The organism is Paraburkholderia hospita (genome assembly GCF_002902965.1).
GTDB classification, from domain to species: Bacteria; Pseudomonadota; Gammaproteobacteria; order Burkholderiales; family Burkholderiaceae; genus Paraburkholderia; species Paraburkholderia hospita.
In genome coordinates this window covers 219,190-239,209 of sequence record NZ_CP026106.1, presented here as the reverse complement: position 1 = coordinate 239,209, position 20,020 = coordinate 219,190, and the positions used below count along the sequence as shown (strand labels likewise).

Genomic DNA, 20,020 nt, shown 5'->3' with positions numbered 1-20,020 from the left:
GACGGCTCTACGGAATACACGAAGCACTAAGCCCGCTTTTAAAACCTGAAACGAAGCGACCTGCCGTGGACGACCTCGGCATGCATGCCCACGTGGCGGGACGACCCGCCCACGCATTGAACATCCACTCATGTTCGATAAAGTCCTCATTGCGAATCGCGGCGCGATTGCCTGCCGCATTCTGCGCACGCTGCGCGAACTGAACGTCGACGGCGTAGCCGTCTATAGCGAAGCGGACCGCGCGAGCCGTCACGTCAGCCTCGCCGATACGGCATGCAGTCTCGGCGACGGCGCGGCGAGCGTCACCTATCTCGACATCGCGAAGATTCTGGAGATCGCACGTGCGCAAGGCGCGCAGGCGATTCATCCGGGCTACGGTTTCCTGTCGGAGAACGCGGCGTTTGCCGAAGCGTGCGAAGCCGCGGGCGTCGCGTTCATCGGGCCGACGCCCGCGCAATTGCGCGAGTTCGGCCTCAAGCACACGGCTCGCGCGATTGCCGCTGAACAGGGCGTGCCGATGCTCGAAGGCACGGGCCTGCTCGACGGCCTCGACGCCGCGCTCGAAGCGGCGCAACGCATCGGCTATCCGGTGATGCTGAAAAGCACCGCGGGCGGCGGCGGCATCGGCATGCGCGTGTGCCGCTCGGCGGATGAACTCGCGGCGCAGTTCGACAACGTGAAGCGCCTCGGGCAGAACAACTTCAGCGATGCCGGCGTGTTCCTCGAAGAGTACATCGAGAAGGCGCGGCATCTCGAAGTGCAGGTGTTCGGCGACGGCAAAGGCGCGGCCATTGCGCTCGGCGTGCGCGACTGCTCGGTGCAGCGACGCAACCAGAAGGTGCTCGAAGAAACGCCCGCGCCGAACCTGCCCGACGGAGTCGAAGCCGCGCTATGCGACGCCGCGATCCGGCTCGCGCAAGCGGTGTCGTATCGCTCGGCGGGCACCGTCGAATTCGTCTACGACAGCGATTCCGCACGCTTCTACTTTCTCGAAGTGAACACGCGTTTGCAGGTCGAGCATGGCGTGACCGAGCAAGTGTGGGGCGTGGACCTGGTGCGCTGGATGATCGAACTGGCAGCGGGCACGCTGGCGCCGCTCGATGTGTTGTCGCGCGATCTGAAGCCGCAAGGCCACGCGATCCAGGCGCGTCTGTATGCGGAAGATCCGGGCCGCGATTTCAAACCCTGCCCTGGGCTGCTGACCGATGTGTCGTTTCCGCATGCCGACGGCCGCGCGCTGCGCATCGACACGTGGATCGAAGCTGGTTGCGAAGTGCCGCCGTGGTTCGATCCGATGCTCGCCAAACTGATCGCGTGGCAACCGACCCGCGACGAGGCACGCGACGCGCTCGACGCCGCGCTCGAAGCGTCGCGCATCTATGGCGTCGAGACGAACCGCGACTATCTGCGGCAGATTCTCGCCGACACGCCGTTTGCGAGCGGCCATCCGTGGACGCGTTGCCTCGAAGGCTTGCGTTATCGCGCATCGACATTCGAAGTGCTCAGCGGCGGCACGCAGACTACCGTGCAGGACTATCCGGGGCGTCCGGGCTACTGGGCCGTGGGCGTGCCCCCCTCGGGACCGATGGACGATCGCGCGCTGCGCCTCGGCAACCGTTTGCTCGGCAACGACGCGCAAGCTGCCGCGCTCGAAATCACGATGAGCGGGCCTACGCTGCGCTTCAACACCGACGCCGTCGTCACCGTGACGGGCGCAACGCTGCCCGTCACGCTCGACGAGATTCCGCAGCCGATGAACACGACGTTCCTCGTTGCAGCCGGTTCGACGCTCGCGCTCGGCACGATCCGCGGCGCAGGCGCGCGCGCCTATCTGTGCGTGCGCGGCGGGCTGGACGTCGCGCAGTATCTGGGCAGCCGCAGCACGTTCACGCTCGGGCAGTTCGGCGGCCACGGCGGACGCGCGCTACGCGCGGGCGACGTGCTGCATCTTCATCCGCTCTCTGATCGCGATGCGGGCGCATTAATGCCCGCCGCGCTCGCGCATCGCCTCGACGATGTGCGCGTGCTGCGCGTGATCTACGGTCCGCATGGCGCGCCCGAATACTTCAGCGCGCGTTATATCGAGCAGTTTCTCGACACCGACTGGGAGATCCATTTCAATTCGAGCCGCACGGGTGTGCGGCTGATCGGTCCGAAGCCCGAATGGACGCGCACGGATGGCGGCGAAGCGGGACTGCATCCGTCGAACATTCACGACAATCCGTACGCCGTCGGCGCAGTCGATTTCACGGGCGATATGCCCGTCATTCTCGGTCCGGACGGTCCGAGCCTCGGCGGCTTCGTGTGTCCCGTCACGGTGATCGAAGCAGACCTCTGGCAGATCGGCCAGCTGAAGGCGGGCGACAAGGTGCGCTTCGTGCCCGTCGATGTCGCGACGGCGCGCGCTGCGGCACGCGCACGTCTCGAAGAAGTGGCCACGCTCGCAGCACACGCAACGCCAATGCATGCCGAAGAAGAACGCGCGGACTTGCAATCACCGATCGTGCTGAACGTTGGCGAAGGCGATGACCGGCTCGTCGCGCGACTGTCCGGCGACACGCATCTGTTGCTCGAAATCGGCCCGTCCGAACTCGATCTCGTGCTGCGCTTTCGCGGCCATGCGCTGATGCAATCGCTCGAAGCGTTGCAGTTGCCCGGCGTGATCGATCTGACGCCCGGCATCCGTTCGCTGCAGGTTCACTATCAGCCGGAACAATTGCCGCTCGCGACGCTGCTCGAACACGTCGCGGCGACATGGCAACGCGTGCTGCTGCAAAAGGATCTGCGCGCGCCGTCGCGTGTCGTGCATCTGCCGCTGTCGTGGGACGACCCCGCGTGCCAGCTTGCCATCGACAAGTACATGACCACCGTGCGCAAGGATGCGCCGTGGTGCCCGAGCAATCTGGAGTTCATCCGCCGCATCAACGATCTCGATTCGATCGATGCCGTGAAGCGCATCGTGTTCGACGCGAGCTATCTGGTGATGGGTCTCGGCGACGTCTATCTCGGCGCGCCCGTCGCGACGCCGCTCGATCCGCGTCACCGCCTTGTGACGACGAAGTACAACCCGGCGCGTACCTGGACAGCCGAGAATTCCGTCGGCATCGGCGGCGCGTATCTGTGTGTGTATGGCATGGAAGGGCCGGGCGGCTATCAGTTCGTCGGGCGCACGCTGCAGATGTGGAACCGCTATCGCGAAGTCGCGGATTTCGCTGGGCGTCCGTACCTGTTGCGCTTCTTCGATCAGATCCGCTTTTACGAAGTCTCCGCCGACGAGCTGCTGCGCATCCGCGAAGCGTTTCCGCTCAGCCGTTATCCGCTGAAGATCGAAGAGACTGAGTTGTCGCTCGCCGACTATCAGGCGTTTCTCGAACGCGAGGCAGACGATATCGCGCAATTCCGCACGCGTCAGCAAGCCGCGTTTCAGGCCGAGCGCCAGCGTTGGCACGAAGCGGGCAGCAACGAAGATACGCTGGAGCCGCCCGTCGCCGCAGACGCGGAAATCGCGCCGCTCACCGACGGCCAGATCGCCGTCGATAGCGAAATTGCCGGCAATCTGTGGCAAGTGCGCGTCGAGCCCGGCGCGACCGTCGAAGCGGGCGACGTGCTGCTCGTGATCGAGTCGATGAAGATGGAGATATCCGTCATCGCGCCTTGCGCGGGCACTGTCGGCGAGATTCACGTCGCGCCGGGTTCGCCCGTTCGCGCGGGGCAGCGCGTCGTCGTGATCGACCAGCACGCATGAGACATTTCATTTCAACGCATTAAGGAACCATCGGACATGGATTCATTCGATCTGCGTCTTCCCGCTGTGCGGGCCGCGTATCGCGAAGGCCGCGTCACGCCGCGCGCGCTGATTGGCGCATTGCGCGAGCGCGCCGCGGCGCTGAACCCGGACTATCACCTGTTCATTCATCTGCTGTCCGACGCTGAGATCGAGCCTTATCTCGCGGCACTCGACGGGCGTGATGTCGATTCGCTGCCGCTCTACGGCGTGCCGTTCGCATTGAAGGACAACATCGATCTCGCCGGCATTCCGACGACGGCCGCGTGCCCCGCTTTCGCGTATGCGCCTCAAGAGTCGGCGACGCTCATCGCGCAACTGATCGCGCTCGGCGCGGTGCCCATCGGCAAGACGAATCTCGACCAGTTCGCGACGGGCCTCAACGGTACACGCTCGTCGTATGGCAAGTGCCGCAACAGCGTGCACGCCGCGTATCCTTCGGGCGGATCGAGCGCTGGGTCGTCGCTAGCGGTGGCGCTCGGCGTCGCGAGCTTCGCGCTCGGCACCGATACGGCCGGCTCGGGCCGCGTGCCCGCCGCGCTGAACAACCTCGTCGGCACGAAAGGCACGAAGGGCCTGCTGTCGACGGCGGGCGTCGTGCCCGCCTGCCGCACGCTCGACTGCGTGACGTACTTCACCGCGACGGCCAGCGAGGCGAGCGAGCTGCTCGCGCTCACCTCCCGCCACGATCCCGCCGACGCCTATAGCCGCGCGAATCCGCAATGGAACGACGCAGCGGCGTTCGGCGCCGTCGCGCGCTTCCGCTTCGGGGTGCCGCGTCAGCTCGAATTTGCCGGCTGCGAAGAAAGCCCCGTGCTGTTCGCGCAGGCGCGCGCGGCGCTCGAAGCGATCGGCGGCGAGGCCGTCGAGATCGACTTCGCGCCCTTCGTCGAAGCGGCGCGACTGCTGTACGAAGGACCGTGGGTCGCCGAGCGCTATAGCGTGGCAGGCGCGCTGATGGAATCGCAACCCGACGCCGTGCTGCCCGTGATTCGCGACGTGCTCGCGAAGGCGCCAGGCACGACCGCCGTCGATGCATTTCGCGCGCAGTACCGGCTTCAGGCGCTGAAGCAGCGTTGCGACGCGGTGCTCGCGGAACTCGATTGCGTGCTGACGCCGTCCATTCCGCGCGCGGTCACGCTCGATGAGCTGGAGCGCGATCCCATCGGCCCGAACTCGCTGCTCGGCTACTACACGAACTTCATGAACCTGCTCGATTACGCCGCCATCGCGACGCCTGCGGGCTTCATGCGCAATGGGCTGCCGTGGGGCGTGACGCTGTTCGGCCGCGCGTTCACCGATCAATATTTGCTGAGCGTCGCCGATGCGCTGCATCGCAAGCTCGCCGTGCCGTTGATCGGCGGCGCGCAGCAGAGTGCGGACACGCCCGCGGGCGCGGCACGCAATGACAGGATGATGCTCGTCGTGTGCGGCGCGCATCTCGAAGGCTTGGCGCTCAATGGACAGTTGATCGCGCGTGGCGCACGGCTCGTCGAGAAGACCGCCAGCGCGCCGCGCTATCGGCTGTATGCGCTGGCGGGTGGCGGCGCGACGCAACGGCCTGGCATGACGCGAGATGCGACGAATGGCGCGGCAATCGAAGTCGAAATATGGGAGTTGCCGAGCAGTGAAGCTGGTTCGTTCCTCACGGGCATTCCGGCGCCGCTCGCGCTCGGCAAGGTCGAGCTTGCGGACGGACGCTGGGAAACCGGCTTCGTCTGCGAGGCGTACGGCCTCGAAGGCGCCGTCGATATCACGCAATACGGCGGCTGGCGCGCCTGGCTAAAACGCGCTACCTGAAACTCAAGCCTCGTACTGCGCCGCGTAAAGCCGCGCGTGCCTGCCTGTCACCGAGCGGGTCCAGATCTCTTCGTCGTCGAGGACGGTCTGGATCAGCTCGACGGGCATGCCGCCGTCGATGATCGCGGCCACGCGAAACCCGTCGATCGGTTCGTACGGGCCGAGCACGACCTCTTTGCCGTCGATCGCGCGGTCGAGATCGTCGACCTTGAACGCCAGATGCGGCATGCGGCGCATCAGTTCGTGCAGCGGGCTATCGGCTTCGAAGCGGTGGTACTGGATGCGCGCGAGCTTGCAATCGCTGTCGCTCGTGTACATCCGGTACTGCGGGCTGTAGCGTTCGCCTTCGCGCACTTCGCTGGTCGGAATGCCGATGTGGTGAAACTCGTAGATCACGTCGTCGCGCATGAACATGATGGTCTCCTTCTTCCTTTACGCTTCCGCTTCCGCTTCCGCTTCCGCTTCCGCTTCCGCTTCCGCTTCCGCTTCCGCGCTTACAGCGTCACACGCGTCACGCCGCCTTCCGACAGCAGCCGTACGCGTTCGCCCGCGTAGAACATCGGGCCGTCGGTGCTTTGGGTGATGGCGCGCAGCGAGCCGTTGTCGAGCCGCACGGTGATTTCGACGCCCTGTTTCTTCTCGAAGTGGTTCTGCACCTCGTTGCCCGCCACCGCGCCCGCAATGCCGCCGATGATGCCCGTCAGGATCGAGCCGCGTCCGCCGCCGATCGCGCTGCCGGCGATGCCGCCAATCGCGCCGCCGCCGAGGGCGCCGAGAAAGCCGGGCTGGCCGTTGCTCGTGTCGATGGTGACGGGGCGCACGCTTTCGATGGTGCCGAAGCGGACCGTTTCCTCGCGCTGCGCCTGCGACGCGCTGTAGACGTTGGCGGAGCCGTCGAAGGTTGCGCAGCCGCTCAACGCGAGCGAGACGACGAGCGCCGATGCACATGCTGTAACGAATGACCTGTTCATGATGTTCCCCTCTATGAGCAGCGCACCAGGTCGGTTGGGGCGCTGCAGGTTCTTTCGATGTGTGAATCGTAAGCTCGAAGAATGAGAGGAAAATGAGGCGCGCATTTGCGCGTTCGCACCCGTCATTTCGTCTCAGCCTGAAACGTCGGCGCGCTGCCCGGCGCTACGATGGCAGCCAGATCATGCAAACGGAGTGCAGCCATGAAACGCGAGATCATCCGGGTGGAGCCGCTGTCGGGCTGGCTCGAACGCTGGAAGGCGCCGACTTCCGTCGTCACGCGGCATGGCGACACGATCTATGTGTCGGGCCTGCCGCCGTTCGATCCGGAAACGGGCGAAATCGTCGACGCGCCGCTCGAACGGCAGACCGAGCTCGTGCTCGAACAGCTGAAGCTGTGCGTCGAGACGGCGGGTTCGTCGCTTGAGAATGTGCTGAAGTGCAATGTCTACTGCACGTCGGTCGAGCAGTTCGCGGCCGTCAACGCAATTTACGCGCGCTATTTTCCGAACGATCCGCCTGCGCGTATCTTTGTCTGCGTGCCCGCGTGGCCGGGGCGTTTCGACATCGAAATCGATTGCATCGCGGCGGTTTGAACCGCGTGCGCCTACGTGGAGAACACGATGTTTTCAGTGCTGTTCGAAGTGCAACCGTGCGCCGACCGTTGGGACGCGTATCTCGGCTACGCGAAGATGCTGAAGCCGGAACTGGAGCAGATCGACGGCTTCGTCGATAACGTCCGTTACGGCAGTCTCACGCGCGACGGCGTGCTGCTGTCGCTGTCCGGCTGGCGCGACGAAAAGGCGCTGGTGCGATGGCGCACCCAGGCGACGCATCATGGCGTGCAGGAAAAAGGCCGCACGCAGACGTTTAGCGACTATCGGCTGCGTGTGGGGCAGGTGACGCGCGACACGCGTCTGCCCGCAGGCCACACGTTGCACGAGCAACGACTCGACGAAACGGAGACGGGCGACGCGACCACGATCGTGCTGATCGACGCGCGGCGCGACCCTGACTGGGTGAAACACGCGGGCGCGCGCGAAGTCGCGGGCAAGCTGGGCTTGCGCGAAGACGCAACGGGCCTCGTAGCGTGGGATGTGTTCGACGCTGTGTTGACGCCGGGCGTCGTCATTCTGCTCACTGCATGGCGCGATGCGCGCGCCGCCGAGGCCTTTGCAAACGCGCTCGCATTGCCCGATGGCGCACGGCTGCGCAGCGTGCGCGTGGTGCGCGACTATGGCATGTTCGACCGCCGCGAAGCGCCGCAATACTATCCGGACGCTGCGCGGCCTGCCTGAAGCTTATTTCCCACTGTCCGGAAAGTCCGCGCCGACACTCGTGTCGCGCCACGCTTCGATATCGGCGAGTGCCGAATGCAGGCGCTTCGAGACGGCATCGACGCCGAACGCGCCCAGCACCAGATGACGCGGCGGTTGGTCGGTCTCCGTGATGCGGATCATCGCCTGCGCGGCTCGCACCGGATCGCCGGCCTGATGGCCGCTGTTTTGCGCCGTCGCCTGCATGCGCTTGCCCGCCGTGTCCGCATAGTCGGCGATACGGTTGGGCGTCTGCCTGAGCGAGCGGCCTGCCCAGTCGGTGCGGAACGGGCCTGGCTCGACGCAGGTCACGCGGATGCCGAGCGGCCCGGCTTCCGTCGCGAGCGAATCGGACCAGCCTTCGACGGCGTGCTTGCTCGCCGCGTAATAGCCCGAGCCAGGAAAGCCCGCGATGCCCGCCACCGACGTGATGTTCAGCACGTGCCCCTTACGCCGTTCGCGCATGCCCGGCAGCACCGCGCGTGTCATCGCGAAGAGGCCGAACACGTTCGCGTCGAACTGCGCGCGTATCTCCGCTTCGTCGCCCTCTTCGACCGACGACTGATAGCCATAGCCCGCGTTGTTCACCAGCACGTCGATCGCGCCGAAGCGCTGTTGCGCGGTCTCGACGGCGGCGGCGATCTGCGCGGCATCCGTCACGTCGAGCTTCACGCGGGCGAGACGTGCATCGGCGTCGCTGCCGGGCTCGGCCAGATCGGCGAGCGACGCGACGTTACGCGCCGTCGCCACGCAGCGCCAACCCCGTTCGAGCACCGCGCGGACCAGTTCCTTGCCGAAGCCGGTTGAACAGCCAGTGATGAACCAGACGGGCGTCGTGGACGTGGGCATTCAAAACCTCCTCGATGATGGAATGAGCGATCAGGCATCGACGCACACACATCGCGTCGATGCTCCGGAAAAAATGGTAGCCGGTAGACGAGAAACTTGCTGGCGGTCTGCCCGATTTTTTCACGCTCATTTCATCGTGCTTACTTGCGGCCGACCAGATATTGAACCCCTTCGGACCCGACGCGTTCCGAATGGCTTTCATCGGCTTGCAGATGGAATACGTCGCCCGTTCCATAGACCTGCTCCGCTGTGCCGATGCGTATCGCCAGTTCGCCGTGCAGGATCAGTGCCTTCGCTTCGAACGGGTGCACGTGATCGTCGACCGTGCCATGCGCATCGCGCGTGACGGTCGCGATTTCCGCGTAGCCTTCGCGCTTCAATGCATTGATGAATTCGTCGCGTTCCATGATGATGGCCTCCCTTCCTCGTATGTGCGATGACGCTGAAGCATCAGCATAGCCGGTTTTGCATTAAGGGATCGGCCGCGCGGCTCGCGATAAACTCTGCAGCAGTCGTCATTTCACATCGCACAACGGAGAACGATTCATGCGCCAGGCCATTCGCCATCTGAACGTGCGGGCGCGCGCTCGCGGACTGTTCGATTTCACCACGGAGGTCGCCGCGTTCGTACGCGACGTGTCGATCGAAACGGGCGTCCTGACCGTGTTCTGCCGGCACACGTCGGCGTCGCTGCTGATTCAGGAGAACGCGGACCCTTCGGTGCAGCGCGATCTCGAACGGCACTTCGCGATGCTCGCGCCTGAAGATCCCACGCGCTACGAGCACGACACGGAAGGTCCCGACGACATGCCAGCGCATCTGCGCACCGCGCTGACGCAGGTGCAACTGTCGATACCCGTCGAACATGGCCGCATGACACTGGGCACGTGGCAAGGCATTTATCTGTTCGAGCATCGCGCGCGGCCGCAGGAGCGCGATATCGTGCTGCATCTGATCGGCGAATGACATTTCAACGCACAACACCACCAAGGAAGTGAATCATGATTTTGCGCGCGCCTATTCTTGTCGCGGCGGCCTCGCTCGCGATGCTGACCGCAGCCTGCACTCACACCGGCCCCGTCGAGTTCTCGCTGTCAGGCGCGGACGCGCCGATGACCAACAACGCGAACGACATGGACTTCGGCCCGATGGACCACACCATCGCGCAGTGCAAGACGGTCTCGCGCAATGCAGGGCCGGGGCAGTGCACGAAGGTGCGCGCCTACGAGTCGTGCATGAAGAGCAAAGGCTATATCACCGTGCTCGGCCCGGAAAATCCGAAGGGCTGCGGCGACCCCGATTGGGAAAAAGACGTGCGCAAGTGGCTTCAATAGCCGTGCGTGGGTTGGGGCCGATTTGCGCTCATGTTATCCACAATTTCTGTTGAAAGACCTGTGGAAAAGTCCGGGGCGCGCGCGCTATCTGTCTGATCAAACAAGCTTTCCTCGCGCGTGACCCCGGTGCGCCCGCCGCGCGGGTCCACCGATTGCGAAGTTCTATTGGCGCGCACGCATCGCATGTCCTTCAATTCAGGGTTCCGACTACCGAGTGATTACCGACTGACGCCAAGGAGCCTTGCATGAAGACGGAAGATTCGCAGAAGATCGTGCACGAAATCGCAGAATCCACCGATGCCCCGGAAGAAGTCGTCTCACAGATGTACACCGATGCCGTGCAGGCGTATCAACGCGACGCGCGCATTCTCGACTATGTGCCGCTCTTCGCGGCGAAGCGCGTGCGCGAAACGTTGCGCTCGCGGACCGCATCACGGCGGTAACGAAGCCGTAGCAACCCCATCCGCATTCCATTCGCGTCACAACAGCTTCGCGGCGGCGCGTACGCGGCGCTTGCGTTCTTTCGCAAGCGCATCGAGTGCGTGCCCGGCTGCCGCCTCGTCGGCGAAGAGCGCCTGGTTGTCGCGCAGCAACTGCTCGCTCGCGACGACATCGTTCAACGCGCCGAAGCGCTTCTGTAGTTTCTTGAGCGGCTTGATGGCCTTCAGCTGCTTTTTGGCCAGCATCGGCTCGAAGAACTCGGTCAGGTAGCGCAGTTTCTTACCCGCCTTGCGGACCTCGTGATACGACGCGTAGTCCGAGCGTTTGGCGCGTGCGGCACGCTTCATGCGCCTCGCCATCGACTTTTGCGCCTCCCCGAGACGCTTGCGCGCGAATTTCGGCAGCGGCGTGCGTACGTGCGCGGTGTTCAGCTCGCGGTTCGCTTCCTTGAGCGTGTCACGCAACGCGCCTTTCACGTCGGCCTGTTCGAGGGTCTCGCGGCTCGAATCGAGCGACTTCGAGCGGGCGGCGCGCATCGCGTCGCGCGGTTGCTCCGCGGCGTCTTTCGTTTCATCGAGCAACGCGATCAGGATGTCCCAGTCGCGCGTCTTGCCCGCAGCGCTCGCGTAGAACTTGAAAAGCGCGCGTTGCTGGTTGTCGAACTGTTCGTTCAGCAGCGGCCGATACGCCCACAGCAACGTGCGCAGGCGCCGCAGCGAGACGCGCAGCTTGTGCAGGACTTCGGCGTCGGGATCCGCGCGCAATGCGGCTGCGCAAGCGAGCGCATTGTCGATCAGCGGCGCGGCATAGTGCGAGAAATGGGCTTGCGCGTTGCCATCGTGCGGCAGCGCGGTCGGTGTGTCGTCTTTCATGGTGCTCCCTGAATGGGTTGCTGACCCGGTGTGTCTGTAATGATTGAGTAAGCAATTCAGGTTCCTGCATTCTGCACGTCACGTCCGTTGCGGCGCACGATGCCGCACGGGCGTTGCCGCTCATTGGCAAATCACTGACCGCTGAGCAGCAGGTCGCAGGCGTCCGACGTGCAACTCGCCACGGCGGGCAGCTTCAGCGACGGCCACGGGCGGCGCTCGGCCGTGATGAAGTCTTCGACGCGCTTCAATATCTGCCAGAACGCGTTTTCGACGGCACCCGCAGCGGCATACGCGGACGGCGTGAGCGTCCAATGACGAAGCGTGGGCGCGCCATGGAACGCGCGCATGTCGACGCGCGCCGACTCGTCGCACAACGTCACCACGAAATCCATCTGCGGCGCCCATTCGCTCGTGAATTCCAGCCAGCTCTTCGGATTCAGCAGTTCCAGACTGGAAAAGCCATGGCGCAACTCTCCCATGGCCGCCGTGTGAACCTTCTCGGCGGGTTCGAGACCTGCGCTAAATGCGTCGAAATGCAATCCGTCCAGCTCGCGTAGCAAGGCTTCCGCCAAAATGCTAAGCGCCGCGTTGTCCCTGCAAAGGAACAGCACTCTTTGTTTTCTGGTCACCCTACACCCCGTCATGCAGATTTTATTTTTTGCGGGATTCTGAGCGCACAGTTTTTCATATTGGTGACAGAATCCCAATCATCCAACCGATTCGCCGCAAGACCGTTTAGGTATCACGCCAATTTGCGTTCAGCCAGCCAGCGTTAACGATAGTGAAGCGCAAGATCCCAATTGTCGGGTTGGGCGAGCATGACGGGCGCCAGGTGCGGCGCGCTGGGCGGGGCAACCCGGCCGTTCGGAGGCCGGGTTGCCCGTGGGGTTACGCGGTCTGAAAGACCGGCTTTTTTGAAGCGTTACTTGACGATCGCGAGCAGTTCGACTTCGAACGTCAGATCGCTGTTCGGCGGGATCACGCCGACGCCGCGCGAACCATACGCGGTCGCAGCCGGGCAGGTCAGCTTGGCTTTCTCGCCCACTTTCATCGTCGCGACGCCTTGCGTCCAGCAGGGGATCACACGGCCGAGCGGAAACTCTGCGGCGCCGCCATGCTTGGCCGAGTTGTCGAACTCAGTGCCGTTCGCGAGCGTGCCGCGGTAGTTGACGCGCACGACGTCGGACGCCGTGGGTTGCGGGCCGCTTCCCTGCGTCAGGTGTTCAACGACGACGCCGGAGGGCAATTTCTCCGTCGATGCAGCGTTTGCGGTGAGCGACACCGATGCGAGCGCGGCTGCGGCGAGCAGGGCAACAACTGATTTCACGCGTATCTCCTTGGTGTGAATGGCGACCCTCATTCTAGCGGATCGCCCCTTCGCGGCAGGAGAGCTGAATCAACTTGCTACAAATACACGCGCGTCACGCCATTGCGCGGTTCCAGTCGCTGTGCACCTGGAAGGGCTACGCCCGCGACAGGCCAACACCCGCCGCGGGAAAAAAGCCGCGATTCGAAGCGGCCCATGTGCTGCCCGTTCAGATCTTCGGAAAATCGACGACCGTGTCGTTCACCCGATTGAACAGGTTGGTGAACGTGATATCGGCGATCGCGAGCAGCGTCTCCGTAATCTGCTGGTCGCTATAACCCGCCGCCTTCACAGCATCGACGACTGCCGCGGGCACCGTGCCGCGCGACGCGAACACGGTCCGCGCGAAGGTGGCGATCGCATTCAGATGCGCGTCGGCCGAATCGCGCCCTTCACGCAACGCGACGAGGTCGTCAGCCGCGATGCCCACTTTCTTCGCTGCCATCGAGTGAGCCGCAAGACAGTAGTCACACTCCGCGACGCCGCTGATCGCGAGCTTGATCGCTTCGACTTCCTTGCGCGACAGCGCGCCCTTGCCGAGCGCATCGCCCGTTGCGAGCACGATCTGCAGCGCAGCCGGACTGTTCGAGCCGATGGCCGCATAAGCATTCGGCACCATGCCGACCGCGCGCTTGATGCCTGTAAAGAGTTCCGCTGCCTGGCCAGTGGCTTCGCTGACGGGTTGGCGATTCAGACGTTCCATGATGTTCTCCATATGTTGATGAGATCTTTGCGTTGCGCGACTGGGTCAGCGCATGGAAGTCATTCTAGGAACGCGCGTTGCTACGGTGAATGCTGGTTCAAATCACGTTTATGCTCGAACGGCTCATCGGCTGATCGGCGTGGTGCGCTGTCTCTGCTATATTCGTGCGACGTTTGCCCAATAACAGCGCCGTCAGCGGGAGCGCGTGCCATGAGCACTCACGGGATCATGCGGATAACAAAACGATTCGTACTGGTTGTGTTCGCGCTATTGGGCCTCACGCTCGGCGCCCTGAGCTGGGCCGACGACAACGCGGCGGCCCTCAAGGACAAATACGACGCGCTCGCGCCGCAGCTCAAGTCGAACGTGTTCAACCGGCCGATCCATCTGGATTCGGAAGAAACGTCGAACACGTTGAAGGGCGACATCTATGCCGTCGTCGATTATCCGTTCGCCACTGTCAACCGCGCGTTCAACGACCCGCAGCAAGGCCCTGCGAACTGGTGCGAAGTACTGATCCTGCATCTGAACACGAAGTACTGCCGCGCGTCCGCCGGCGGCAACGGTGCGACCATCAGCATGAATGTGGGCAAGAAGACAGAGCAGGAACTCGGCGACACGTACCGCGTGCAATTCAATTACCGATCGGTGGCGACGAACCCGGATTATTTCCAGGTCGATCTGAGCGCAGCAACGGGACCGCTCAGCACGAAGGACTATCGCATCGTGCTCGAAGCCGTCGATATCGGCAAAGGACACACGTTCCTGCATCTCACGTATTCATATGGATTCGGCACGGCAGGCCGCATCGCGATGAAGACGTATCTCGCGACGATAGGCAGTGCGAAAGTGGGATTCACCAAAGCATCGGGCGACTATGTAGGCGGTGTGCGCGGGCTGGTGGAACGCAACACGATGCGCTATTACCTCGCCATCGACGCGTACCTCGCTTCGCTTGCGCTTCCCGCCGACAAGCGCGTCGATCAGCGTTTCGCCACATGGTTCGATGCGACCGAGCAATATTCGCGTCAGTTGCACGAACTCGACCGGCAAGAGTACCTGCAGATGAAGAAGAACGAGTACCAGCGCCAGCAAACGGCGCAATAGTGCTATCCATCATTGCGCGGCGCGATGCCGCGCGGCATGCTTGACGGCTAGCGGTCGATGGCCGCCATATCGTGAATGCGCAGGAAGTCTTCCCGCTCGTCGTAAAGCGCGGCGAGTATCGAGTGTGCTTCCATGGGATCGAGGTTGGGATCGGTGACCGTCATCATGATGTCGTACATGGTCACCGCGCCCGAATAGAACGCCGTCTCCGACTCGCGAAGCTGCGCCTGCGACACGCCACGCGAAATCTGATGCGCGCAAAATGCTTTCCAGAACGATTCAATAGTCAATGCCGCGTTCATCGTGCCCTCTCCACTTAAACGCCATGGCTCGACCACGCCGCTGCGGCGTTTGCTCTCTCAGGTTCCGCGTGCAATCGGATTGCACTGCAAAGCGGTGCATCCGTGCACATCTGTTAAGCGCGATTGAATTGAGTGCATCAAACGGCCGCGCATGTTTTCTCGACGCAAAATATGACAACGCGATTTTCATCGCGCAATGTCTACGCCAGGATAATGCCGCTTGATTCGCCGATAAGCCGCACACATGATGCGGCCCAACAGCCTTTGACACGCGGGCCTTAACAACGCAAAACCGCTTGAAACGCCGCAATACAAGGCATTCACGATCATTGGGATCGAGACCCGCGCGTTCTTCTTATCATAGTAGGTTTATACCGCACTGCAACCTGTTTGCAATGCAGATACGCTGGGCATTTCGTTTTCACATCAAATGAAAAGCGAAGTGCATATATGACTTAATGATTTACCGGTTGTCGCGTGAGCACAAAGATAAAGCCGGAAAATCATTCGTCGTTTAGCGATGCGATACATGCGCGAATACGCAACGCGGCGCGAATGAATCACGCCGCTTGCAACGTGTCGTACACAGGTCGCGCTCAAGCCGCGTTCAGGCCGCAGCGAGCTTGAACGAAGAAACGGTATCGTCCAGTTCGCGGCCCTGATGCCGCAGCGATTGCGAGGCAGCCGAAGCCTGTTCCACCAGCGCCGCGTTCTGCTGCGTCACGGTATCCATCTGCGAGATCGCCTGGTTGATCTGTTCGATGCCGCGCCCCTGCTCTTCGGAAGCCGCAGCGATCTCCTCGATGATTTCGGAAACGCGCGCGACGGCCTGGTTCACATCGGCCATCGTACGGCCCGCGTCATCGGCGAGAGAAGCGCCGCTCTGGATCTCTTGCACCGAGCGCGCAATCAGCTCCTTGATCTCCTTCGCCGCTTGCGCCGAGCGCTGCGCGAGACTGCGCACTTCGCCCGCGACCACCGCGAAACCGCGGCCTTCCTCGCCTGCGCGCGCCGCCTCGACTGCGGCGTTCAGCGCGAGAATGTTCGTCTGGAACGAAATGCCTTCGATGATCCCAGTGATCTCGGCGATCCTGCCCGAGCTAGAACTGATCGCTTCCATCGTCGTCACCACACGTTCGACGGTGTGGCTGCCGCGCTGGGAAATCTCCGACGCATTCGATGCCAGCGACTTCGCATGCTGCGCGCTGTCGGCGTTCTGCTTTACGGTCGAGGTCAGTTGCTCCATGCTCGCCGCCGTTTCCTGTAACGATGCAGCCTGCGCTTCCGTGCGGCGGCTCAGGTCGCTGTTGCCCGTGGCGATCTCATTCGTCGCCGTGGAGACGTTCGCGCTGCTCGATCGCACACGGCCGACCGTTTCGGTGAGCCGGTCGTTCATGTCGCGCAGCGCCTTCAGCAGTTCGCCCGCTTCGTCATCGCGATCGACGACGATATGGCTGGTCAGGTCGCCCTTCGCAACGGTGCGTGCGACTTCGACGGCACGCGTGATAGGTTGCGTGATCGAGCGCACCATGCGCACGGCCAGCACGAGCGATGCGAGTATCGCCAGCGCGCTCACGCCGAGAATGGCGTTGCGCAGCATCGCATAGCGCTCCTCGAAGTTCTGCACGATCTCGCCCTGGCGCGTCTTCGTGTAGGTCGCGTAGTCGTCGGTTGCCTTGACGAGCGCGGCCAGCAGCGGACGGCAATGGTCGTCCATTTCCTTGATGGCCTCGTCGTGATGGTTGCTGAGCGCGAGGCCCACGATGTTCAGCGCAACAGACCCATAGAGCCCTTCGACGCGAGTCATCTCGCCGACCAGCGAACGAGCGGTTTCGCTCGTGTCGCTCGCGCTGTTGATCATGTCGTTGAGCTGCTTGAGCTTGATGCCGACATCCTCATGCGCGCGTTTCACCGCAGCCGTCTCGAGGTCGAGATCCGCCTGGGTCGTGACGAGCACGAGATTGCGCGCAGCGATCGCGCGGCGATCGACGGCCGCGCGCAGCTCGGCCGCCACCTGCGCGCGCGCGTCGATGCCATGCACATACTGGCCGAACGCTTGCGTCGTGTTGGCAAGACTGAAAAGCGAAACAACGGAAATAACGACTGCTATGGCCGCCATCGACAGGAAACCGACGAACAGCCTCGTCTTGATGGTCAAGTTCTTTTTCACTACTGGCCCCCGGGTTTTACCAAGAAAATCTGCTTTCGCGATGAATGTTTTTATGCGAAAAAAACGCCTGCTCTCAGGTTTCAGGCGTTGTTCGTGCAGCGTCCGCGCTGCTTACGGGTTCTGCGCGCGGATTCGCTTCGACTTACTGGATATCGGCTTCCACCTCCCCAATATTTAACATTTTCGGGTTTTCACGAAGGTATTCGCTCGTCGTCGAGTGGCAATCGGCAGGATTTCCCGACCAATGTACTCAATGCGCAAAAAATGATGGGAGAAGCGGGCAGCGCCGATGCGCTACCGACTACGGCGGCAAAACGTACGCCGTGTAGTTTTGGTGAAAGGGAAGGATCAATCCCAGTTTTCGTCGATCCATTCGATCGCCCACGTGCGTGCGCAAATCATGGCGTCGGATTCGTCGACGAACGAATCAATATCGCCCGATTGATGCACTTCGGCGGGCGTATTCGCCGTCGCCCCGCGAGTGAGCTTGGCTTGGGCGACATAGTGGCCGTCTTCGTCGTGCCTGGCCCGGCAGTCGATGTGAAATCCCTTGTAGTCGAAATGCATGGCAAACCTCCTGTAGCGAAGAAAGTGCGATGCAATCCGGGCTTGGGTTTCTCCCGGCGGATGAATCAATCGTAGCATGGCAAATCGCGTGCTCGGTTTTCCTTTTGCGTTGCATTGCACGCTAGCTGCCACCGTTTCAGCCGTTGCAACCGTCGTGCGCAATGCAAACGGGATACCTTGCCGGCGTGGAATGCCCGTTGCTGCCTTCAATGACAGGACATCCGAAAACAGCGTCAGACGAACAGGGGGCACAACATGCACGACAGAACCTTCACACCAACCCGAAGTCGCGTCTGGACGGCGGCGCGCTTTGCCGCGCATTCGATGCCGCCGCGCGTACTCGTCGTCGACGACTACATCGACTCAGCCGATGCACTCGCCGCGTTTCTCGCCAACAGCGGTTTCGACACACGTGTCGCGTACAACGGCTGCGACGCGTTGAAGATCGCCAATGAATGGCGTCCCGACAGCGTCGTGCTCGACATCGCGATGCCGGGCGTGTCGGGGCTTGCGGTGGCGCGTACGCTGCGAGAGTCGCCGGGAACGGCTTGCGTGCCGCTGCTCGCCTACACCGCCTACGAAACGGGCGACAACTACGCCGAGTTGCGCGCGGGCGGCTTCGACGGCGTCTGCGCGAAGCCTATCGATCCGCTGATGGTCGTCGACATCCTCACGACGCTGCTGGCCATGCCCGCGTTGAAGCGCGGGTACGACTATCACTCGTGATGGACTCCCGCGCGACTCCACTTGTAAGGGGCGTTCCGTCCCGTTAATCTGACGCGCATCGCCGTTGCGGAGCGCGCCCATGATCACACTACGAAGTCTTCTCGCGGCTTTCACCGTCGCCCTGCTGACTTCGTGCGCGAGTCTGCCGCCGCAGGCAGATCGCATCCAGACCCATGCCGTCACCGACACGCAGAACACGCGGCTCGCCATCGCGTTCACACCGCAGGAACAGCAACATCCCGACGAGAGCGCGTTCCACCTGCTGCCCGATGCCGTCGATGCGCTCGTCGCGCGCCTTGTGCTCGCGGAAGCGGCGGACCGCACGCTCGACTTGCAGTACTACATCTGGCATGACGATCTGACAGGCCGCGCACTGGCGTCTGCCGTGATGCGCGCGGCCGATCGCGGCGTGCGCGTACGGATCCTGCTCGACGATCTCGGCACCAATGCCGACGACAATCTGCTGCTCGCGCTCGACGCGCATCCGAACGTACAGATTCGCCTCTTCAACCCCGTCGCCAACCGCACCTTCAAGAAGCTCAGCATGGCCACCGACTTCTTTCGCGTGAACCGGCGCATGCACAACAAGTCGATGATCGCGGACAACCAGGGCGCGATACTCGGCGGGCGCAATATCGGCGACGAATACTTCGGCGCTTCGAACGATGTCGCGTTCGGCGATCTCGATGTGCTCGTGCATGGGCCTGTCGTGCACGAAGTGTCGTCGGCATTCGACCTTTTCTGGAACTCCGAGGCCGCGTATCCGATCGACGGGCTGATGGGCCGCAAGGCGGACCCTGCGGCGCTGGCCGACGTACGCAAACAGCTAGACGCGTATCTGGTTTCCGAGGAAAACAACCCCTACGTCGTGAACGCGCGCGCACGGCTCACGCAGGTCATTCATTCGCAGGATGCCGTGTTCTCATGGGGCAAAGCCACTTTGCTCTACGACGATCCCGCGAAAATCACGCGCGCGCCGGGCGACTCGCAGGGGCATCTGATGACCCAACTCAAGGCGCTCGAACTGCAGCCGACGCAACAGATGCTCGTCGTCTCGCCGTATTTCGTGCCCGGAAAGGAAGGCGTCGCGTGGCTTTCGGGACTGACGCAAAAGCAGGTGCGCGTCACCGTGCTGACCAACTCGCTTGCCGCCACCGACGTCGCCGCCGTCCATGCGGGCTATCAGCGCTACCGCAAGGCGCTGCTCGAAGCGGGCGTGCGTCTCTACGAACTGAAGCCCGTCGCGGAAGACAAGACGGCGGACAAGACGGCGGGCAAAACGGAAGACAAGAAGCATCTGTTCGGCTCGTCGAAGGCATCGTTGCATGCGAAGACTTATGTGTTCGACCGCAACAGCATCTTTATCGGCTCGATGAATCTCGATCCGCGTTCGGTCGAACTCAACACGGAGATCGGCGTGTACTGCGAAAGCGCGCCAGCCGCCGCGCAGGTTGTCGATACGCTCGAGCCGAACTTCGATCGCATCGCATGGCGGCTCGAATTGCGCGCGAATGCGAACGGCACGAGCAGTATCGTCTGGATCGACACGGCGCCCGACGGCACCGTCAAAGTACTCGATAGCGAGCCGGACGTATCGGCAATGCGCAAGGCGGGTATCTGGTTCCTGAGCATTTTGCCGATTGAATCGCAGCTATAGCGGAGTCTGCGCGACGGCGCTGTCTTTACGCGGTCTTTACGCGCACCGTGCGTTTCT

The 20,020-nt window shown here is 62.8% G+C and carries 21 protein-coding genes; 10 read left to right on the top strand and 11 right to left on the bottom strand.

The features are described from left to right. Positions 1–130: 130 nt before the first annotated feature. Both uca and atzF read left to right on the top strand, forming a co-directional pair. Entirely contained in the window at positions 131–3,745 is a 3,615-nt protein-coding gene (gene uca / locus C2L64_RS19380; protein WP_090835105.1) for an urea carboxylase, read from the top strand. Positions 3,746–3,781: 36 nt separating this feature from the next. Further along, complete coding sequence (gene atzF / locus C2L64_RS19375) at positions 3,782–5,584, top strand: allophanate hydrolase (RefSeq protein WP_007586739.1); 1,803 nt, start codon at positions 3,782–3,784, stop codon at positions 5,582–5,584. Positions 5,585–5,587: 3 nt separating this feature from the next. Here atzF and C2L64_RS19370 read toward each other — a convergent pair whose 3' ends face one another. Together C2L64_RS19370 and C2L64_RS19365 are read right to left on the bottom strand one after the other, a co-directional pair. Beyond that, the gene (locus C2L64_RS19370) at positions 5,588–5,998 is read right to left on the bottom strand and encodes a VOC family protein (RefSeq protein ID WP_007586740.1); all 411 of its coding nucleotides are present in this window, start codon (positions 5,996–5,998) and stop codon (positions 5,588–5,590) included. Positions 5,999–6,078: 80 nt separating this feature from the next. Then, positions 6,079–6,555, bottom strand: a complete 477-nt coding sequence (locus tag C2L64_RS19365; protein WP_007586741.1) for an outer membrane lipoprotein — start codon at positions 6,553–6,555, stop codon at positions 6,079–6,081. Between the two features lie 201 nt (positions 6,556–6,756). Here C2L64_RS19365 and C2L64_RS19360 point away from each other — a divergent pair, with 201 nt between their 5' ends. Both C2L64_RS19360 and C2L64_RS19355 read left to right on the top strand, forming a co-directional pair. After that, positions 6,757–7,149 (top strand): RidA family protein, encoded by a 393-nt coding sequence (locus tag C2L64_RS19360; RefSeq protein WP_007586742.1) that lies wholly within the window; start codon positions 6,757–6,759, stop codon positions 7,147–7,149. 27 nt (positions 7,150–7,176) lie between these two features. After that, positions 7,177–7,851, top strand: coding sequence for an antibiotic biosynthesis monooxygenase family protein (locus tag C2L64_RS19355; RefSeq protein ID WP_007586743.1), 675 nt, complete (start codon positions 7,177–7,179; stop codon positions 7,849–7,851). A gap of 3 nt (positions 7,852–7,854) precedes the next feature. On the opposite strand, the gene C2L64_RS19350 is transcribed toward C2L64_RS19355, so the two are convergent. Both C2L64_RS19350 and C2L64_RS19345 read right to left on the bottom strand, forming a co-directional pair. Then, positions 7,855–8,718: an oxidoreductase gene (locus C2L64_RS19350; RefSeq protein ID WP_007586744.1), complete on the bottom strand. Its 864-nt coding sequence runs from the start codon at positions 8,716–8,718 to the stop codon at positions 7,855–7,857. 140 nt (positions 8,719–8,858) lie between these two features. Continuing rightward, on the bottom strand, positions 8,859–9,125 hold the full coding sequence (locus C2L64_RS19345) for a cupin domain-containing protein (RefSeq protein ID WP_007586745.1): 267 nt from the start codon (positions 9,123–9,125) through the stop codon (positions 8,859–8,861). Between the two features lie 139 nt (positions 9,126–9,264). On the opposite strand from C2L64_RS19345, the gene C2L64_RS19340 reads away from it, so the two are divergent. The 3 genes from C2L64_RS19340 (at position 9,265) to C2L64_RS19330 (ending at position 10,495) form a co-directional block, all read left to right on the top strand. After that, a complete protein-coding gene (locus tag C2L64_RS19340; protein WP_007586746.1) occupies positions 9,265–9,684 on the top strand; it encodes a secondary thiamine-phosphate synthase enzyme YjbQ in 420 nt (139 codons plus the stop codon). Positions 9,685–9,719: 35 nt separating this feature from the next. Next, a complete protein-coding gene (locus C2L64_RS19335; protein WP_007586748.1) occupies positions 9,720–10,052 on the top strand; it encodes a hypothetical protein in 333 nt (110 codons plus the stop codon). Between the two features lie 245 nt (positions 10,053–10,297). Next, positions 10,298–10,495: a DUF3562 domain-containing protein gene (locus C2L64_RS19330; RefSeq protein ID WP_007586750.1), complete on the top strand. Its 198-nt coding sequence runs from the start codon at positions 10,298–10,300 to the stop codon at positions 10,493–10,495. A 36-nt stretch (positions 10,496–10,531) separates the two neighbouring features. Here C2L64_RS19330 and C2L64_RS19325 read toward each other — a convergent pair whose 3' ends face one another. The 4 genes from C2L64_RS19325 to C2L64_RS19310 form a co-directional block, all read right to left on the bottom strand. After that, on the bottom strand, positions 10,532–11,365 hold the full coding sequence (locus tag C2L64_RS19325) for a CHAD domain-containing protein (protein ID WP_007586751.1): 834 nt from the start codon (positions 11,363–11,365) through the stop codon (positions 10,532–10,534). A 131-nt stretch (positions 11,366–11,496) separates the two neighbouring features. Then, entirely contained in the window at positions 11,497–11,925 is a 429-nt protein-coding gene (locus C2L64_RS19320; RefSeq protein ID WP_238554735.1) for an arsenate-mycothiol transferase ArsC, read from the bottom strand. Positions 11,926–12,287: 362 nt separating this feature from the next. Further along, positions 12,288–12,692 (bottom strand): FKBP-type peptidyl-prolyl cis-trans isomerase, encoded by a 405-nt coding sequence (locus C2L64_RS19315; RefSeq protein WP_007586755.1) that lies wholly within the window; start codon positions 12,690–12,692, stop codon positions 12,288–12,290. A gap of 208 nt (positions 12,693–12,900) precedes the next feature. After that, positions 12,901–13,434: a carboxymuconolactone decarboxylase family protein gene (locus tag C2L64_RS19310; protein WP_007586760.1), complete on the bottom strand. Its 534-nt coding sequence runs from the start codon at positions 13,432–13,434 to the stop codon at positions 12,901–12,903. Positions 13,435–13,644: 210 nt separating this feature from the next. On the opposite strand from C2L64_RS19310, the gene C2L64_RS19305 reads away from it, so the two are divergent. Continuing rightward, positions 13,645–14,541, top strand: a complete 897-nt coding sequence (locus tag C2L64_RS19305) for a hypothetical protein (RefSeq protein ID WP_081498867.1) — start codon at positions 13,645–13,647, stop codon at positions 14,539–14,541. A 47-nt stretch (positions 14,542–14,588) separates the two neighbouring features. Here C2L64_RS19305 and C2L64_RS19300 read toward each other — a convergent pair whose 3' ends face one another. The 3 genes from C2L64_RS19300 to C2L64_RS19290 form a co-directional block, all read right to left on the bottom strand. Further along, positions 14,589–14,843 (bottom strand): hypothetical protein, encoded by a 255-nt coding sequence (locus tag C2L64_RS19300; protein WP_007586764.1) that lies wholly within the window; start codon positions 14,841–14,843, stop codon positions 14,589–14,591. Between the two features lie 607 nt (positions 14,844–15,450). Further along, the gene (locus tag C2L64_RS19295; RefSeq protein WP_007586766.1) at positions 15,451–16,962 is read right to left on the bottom strand and encodes a methyl-accepting chemotaxis protein; all 1,512 of its coding nucleotides are present in this window, start codon (positions 16,960–16,962) and stop codon (positions 15,451–15,453) included. Positions 16,963–17,361: 399 nt separating this feature from the next. After that, positions 17,362–17,580, bottom strand: coding sequence for a hypothetical protein (locus C2L64_RS19290; RefSeq protein WP_007586771.1), 219 nt, complete (start codon positions 17,578–17,580; stop codon positions 17,362–17,364). 255 nt (positions 17,581–17,835) lie between these two features. Here C2L64_RS19290 and C2L64_RS19285 point away from each other — a divergent pair, with 255 nt between their 5' ends. Then, positions 17,836–18,306: a response regulator gene (locus tag C2L64_RS19285; RefSeq protein WP_007586772.1), complete on the top strand. Its 471-nt coding sequence runs from the start codon at positions 17,836–17,838 to the stop codon at positions 18,304–18,306. 79 nt (positions 18,307–18,385) lie between these two features. Further along, positions 18,386–19,963 carry a phospholipase D family protein gene (locus tag C2L64_RS19280; protein WP_007586774.1) on the top strand — a complete coding sequence of 526 codons (1,578 nt, stop codon included), beginning with the start codon at positions 18,386–18,388 and terminating at the stop codon, positions 19,961–19,963. The last annotated feature ends 57 nt before the right edge of the window (positions 19,964–20,020 follow it).

Bases quoted from the DNA above. Each gene is read 5' to 3' on its own strand.
- uca (WP_090835105.1), top strand. From the start codon at position 131: ATGTTCGATAAAGTCCTCATTGCGAATCGCGGCGCGATTGCCTGCCGC.
- atzF (WP_007586739.1), top strand. From the start codon at position 3,782: ATGGATTCATTCGATCTGCGTCTTCCCGCTGTGCGGGCCGCGTATCGC.
- C2L64_RS19370 (WP_007586740.1), bottom strand. From the start codon at position 5,998: ATGTTCATGCGCGACGACGTGATCTACGAGTTTCACCACATCGGCATT.
- C2L64_RS19365 (WP_007586741.1), bottom strand. From the start codon at position 6,555: ATGAACAGGTCATTCGTTACAGCATGTGCATCGGCGCTCGTCGTCTCG.
- C2L64_RS19360 (WP_007586742.1), top strand. From the start codon at position 6,757: ATGAAACGCGAGATCATCCGGGTGGAGCCGCTGTCGGGCTGGCTCGAA.
- C2L64_RS19355 (WP_007586743.1), top strand. From the start codon at position 7,177: ATGTTTTCAGTGCTGTTCGAAGTGCAACCGTGCGCCGACCGTTGGGAC.
- C2L64_RS19350 (WP_007586744.1), bottom strand. From the start codon at position 8,718: ATGCCCACGTCCACGACGCCCGTCTGGTTCATCACTGGCTGTTCAACC.
- C2L64_RS19345 (WP_007586745.1), bottom strand. From the start codon at position 9,125: ATGGAACGCGACGAATTCATCAATGCATTGAAGCGCGAAGGCTACGCG.
- C2L64_RS19340 (WP_007586746.1), top strand. From the start codon at position 9,265: ATGCGCCAGGCCATTCGCCATCTGAACGTGCGGGCGCGCGCTCGCGGA.
- C2L64_RS19335 (WP_007586748.1), top strand. From the start codon at position 9,720: ATGATTTTGCGCGCGCCTATTCTTGTCGCGGCGGCCTCGCTCGCGATG.
- C2L64_RS19330 (WP_007586750.1), top strand. From the start codon at position 10,298: ATGAAGACGGAAGATTCGCAGAAGATCGTGCACGAAATCGCAGAATCC.
- C2L64_RS19325 (WP_007586751.1), bottom strand. From the start codon at position 11,365: ATGAAAGACGACACACCGACCGCGCTGCCGCACGATGGCAACGCGCAA.
- C2L64_RS19310 (WP_007586760.1), bottom strand. From the start codon at position 13,434: ATGGAACGTCTGAATCGCCAACCCGTCAGCGAAGCCACTGGCCAGGCA.
- C2L64_RS19305 (WP_081498867.1), top strand. From the start codon at position 13,645: ATGAGCACTCACGGGATCATGCGGATAACAAAACGATTCGTACTGGTT.
- C2L64_RS19300 (WP_007586764.1), bottom strand. From the start codon at position 14,843: ATGAACGCGGCATTGACTATTGAATCGTTCTGGAAAGCATTTTGCGCG.
- C2L64_RS19295 (WP_007586766.1), bottom strand. From the start codon at position 16,962: ATGGCGGCCATAGCAGTCGTTATTTCCGTTGTTTCGCTTTTCAGTCTT.
- C2L64_RS19290 (WP_007586771.1), bottom strand. From the start codon at position 17,580: ATGCATTTCGACTACAAGGGATTTCACATCGACTGCCGGGCCAGGCAC.
- C2L64_RS19285 (WP_007586772.1), top strand. From the start codon at position 17,836: ATGCACGACAGAACCTTCACACCAACCCGAAGTCGCGTCTGGACGGCG.
- C2L64_RS19280 (WP_007586774.1), top strand. From the start codon at position 18,386: ATGATCACACTACGAAGTCTTCTCGCGGCTTTCACCGTCGCCCTGCTG.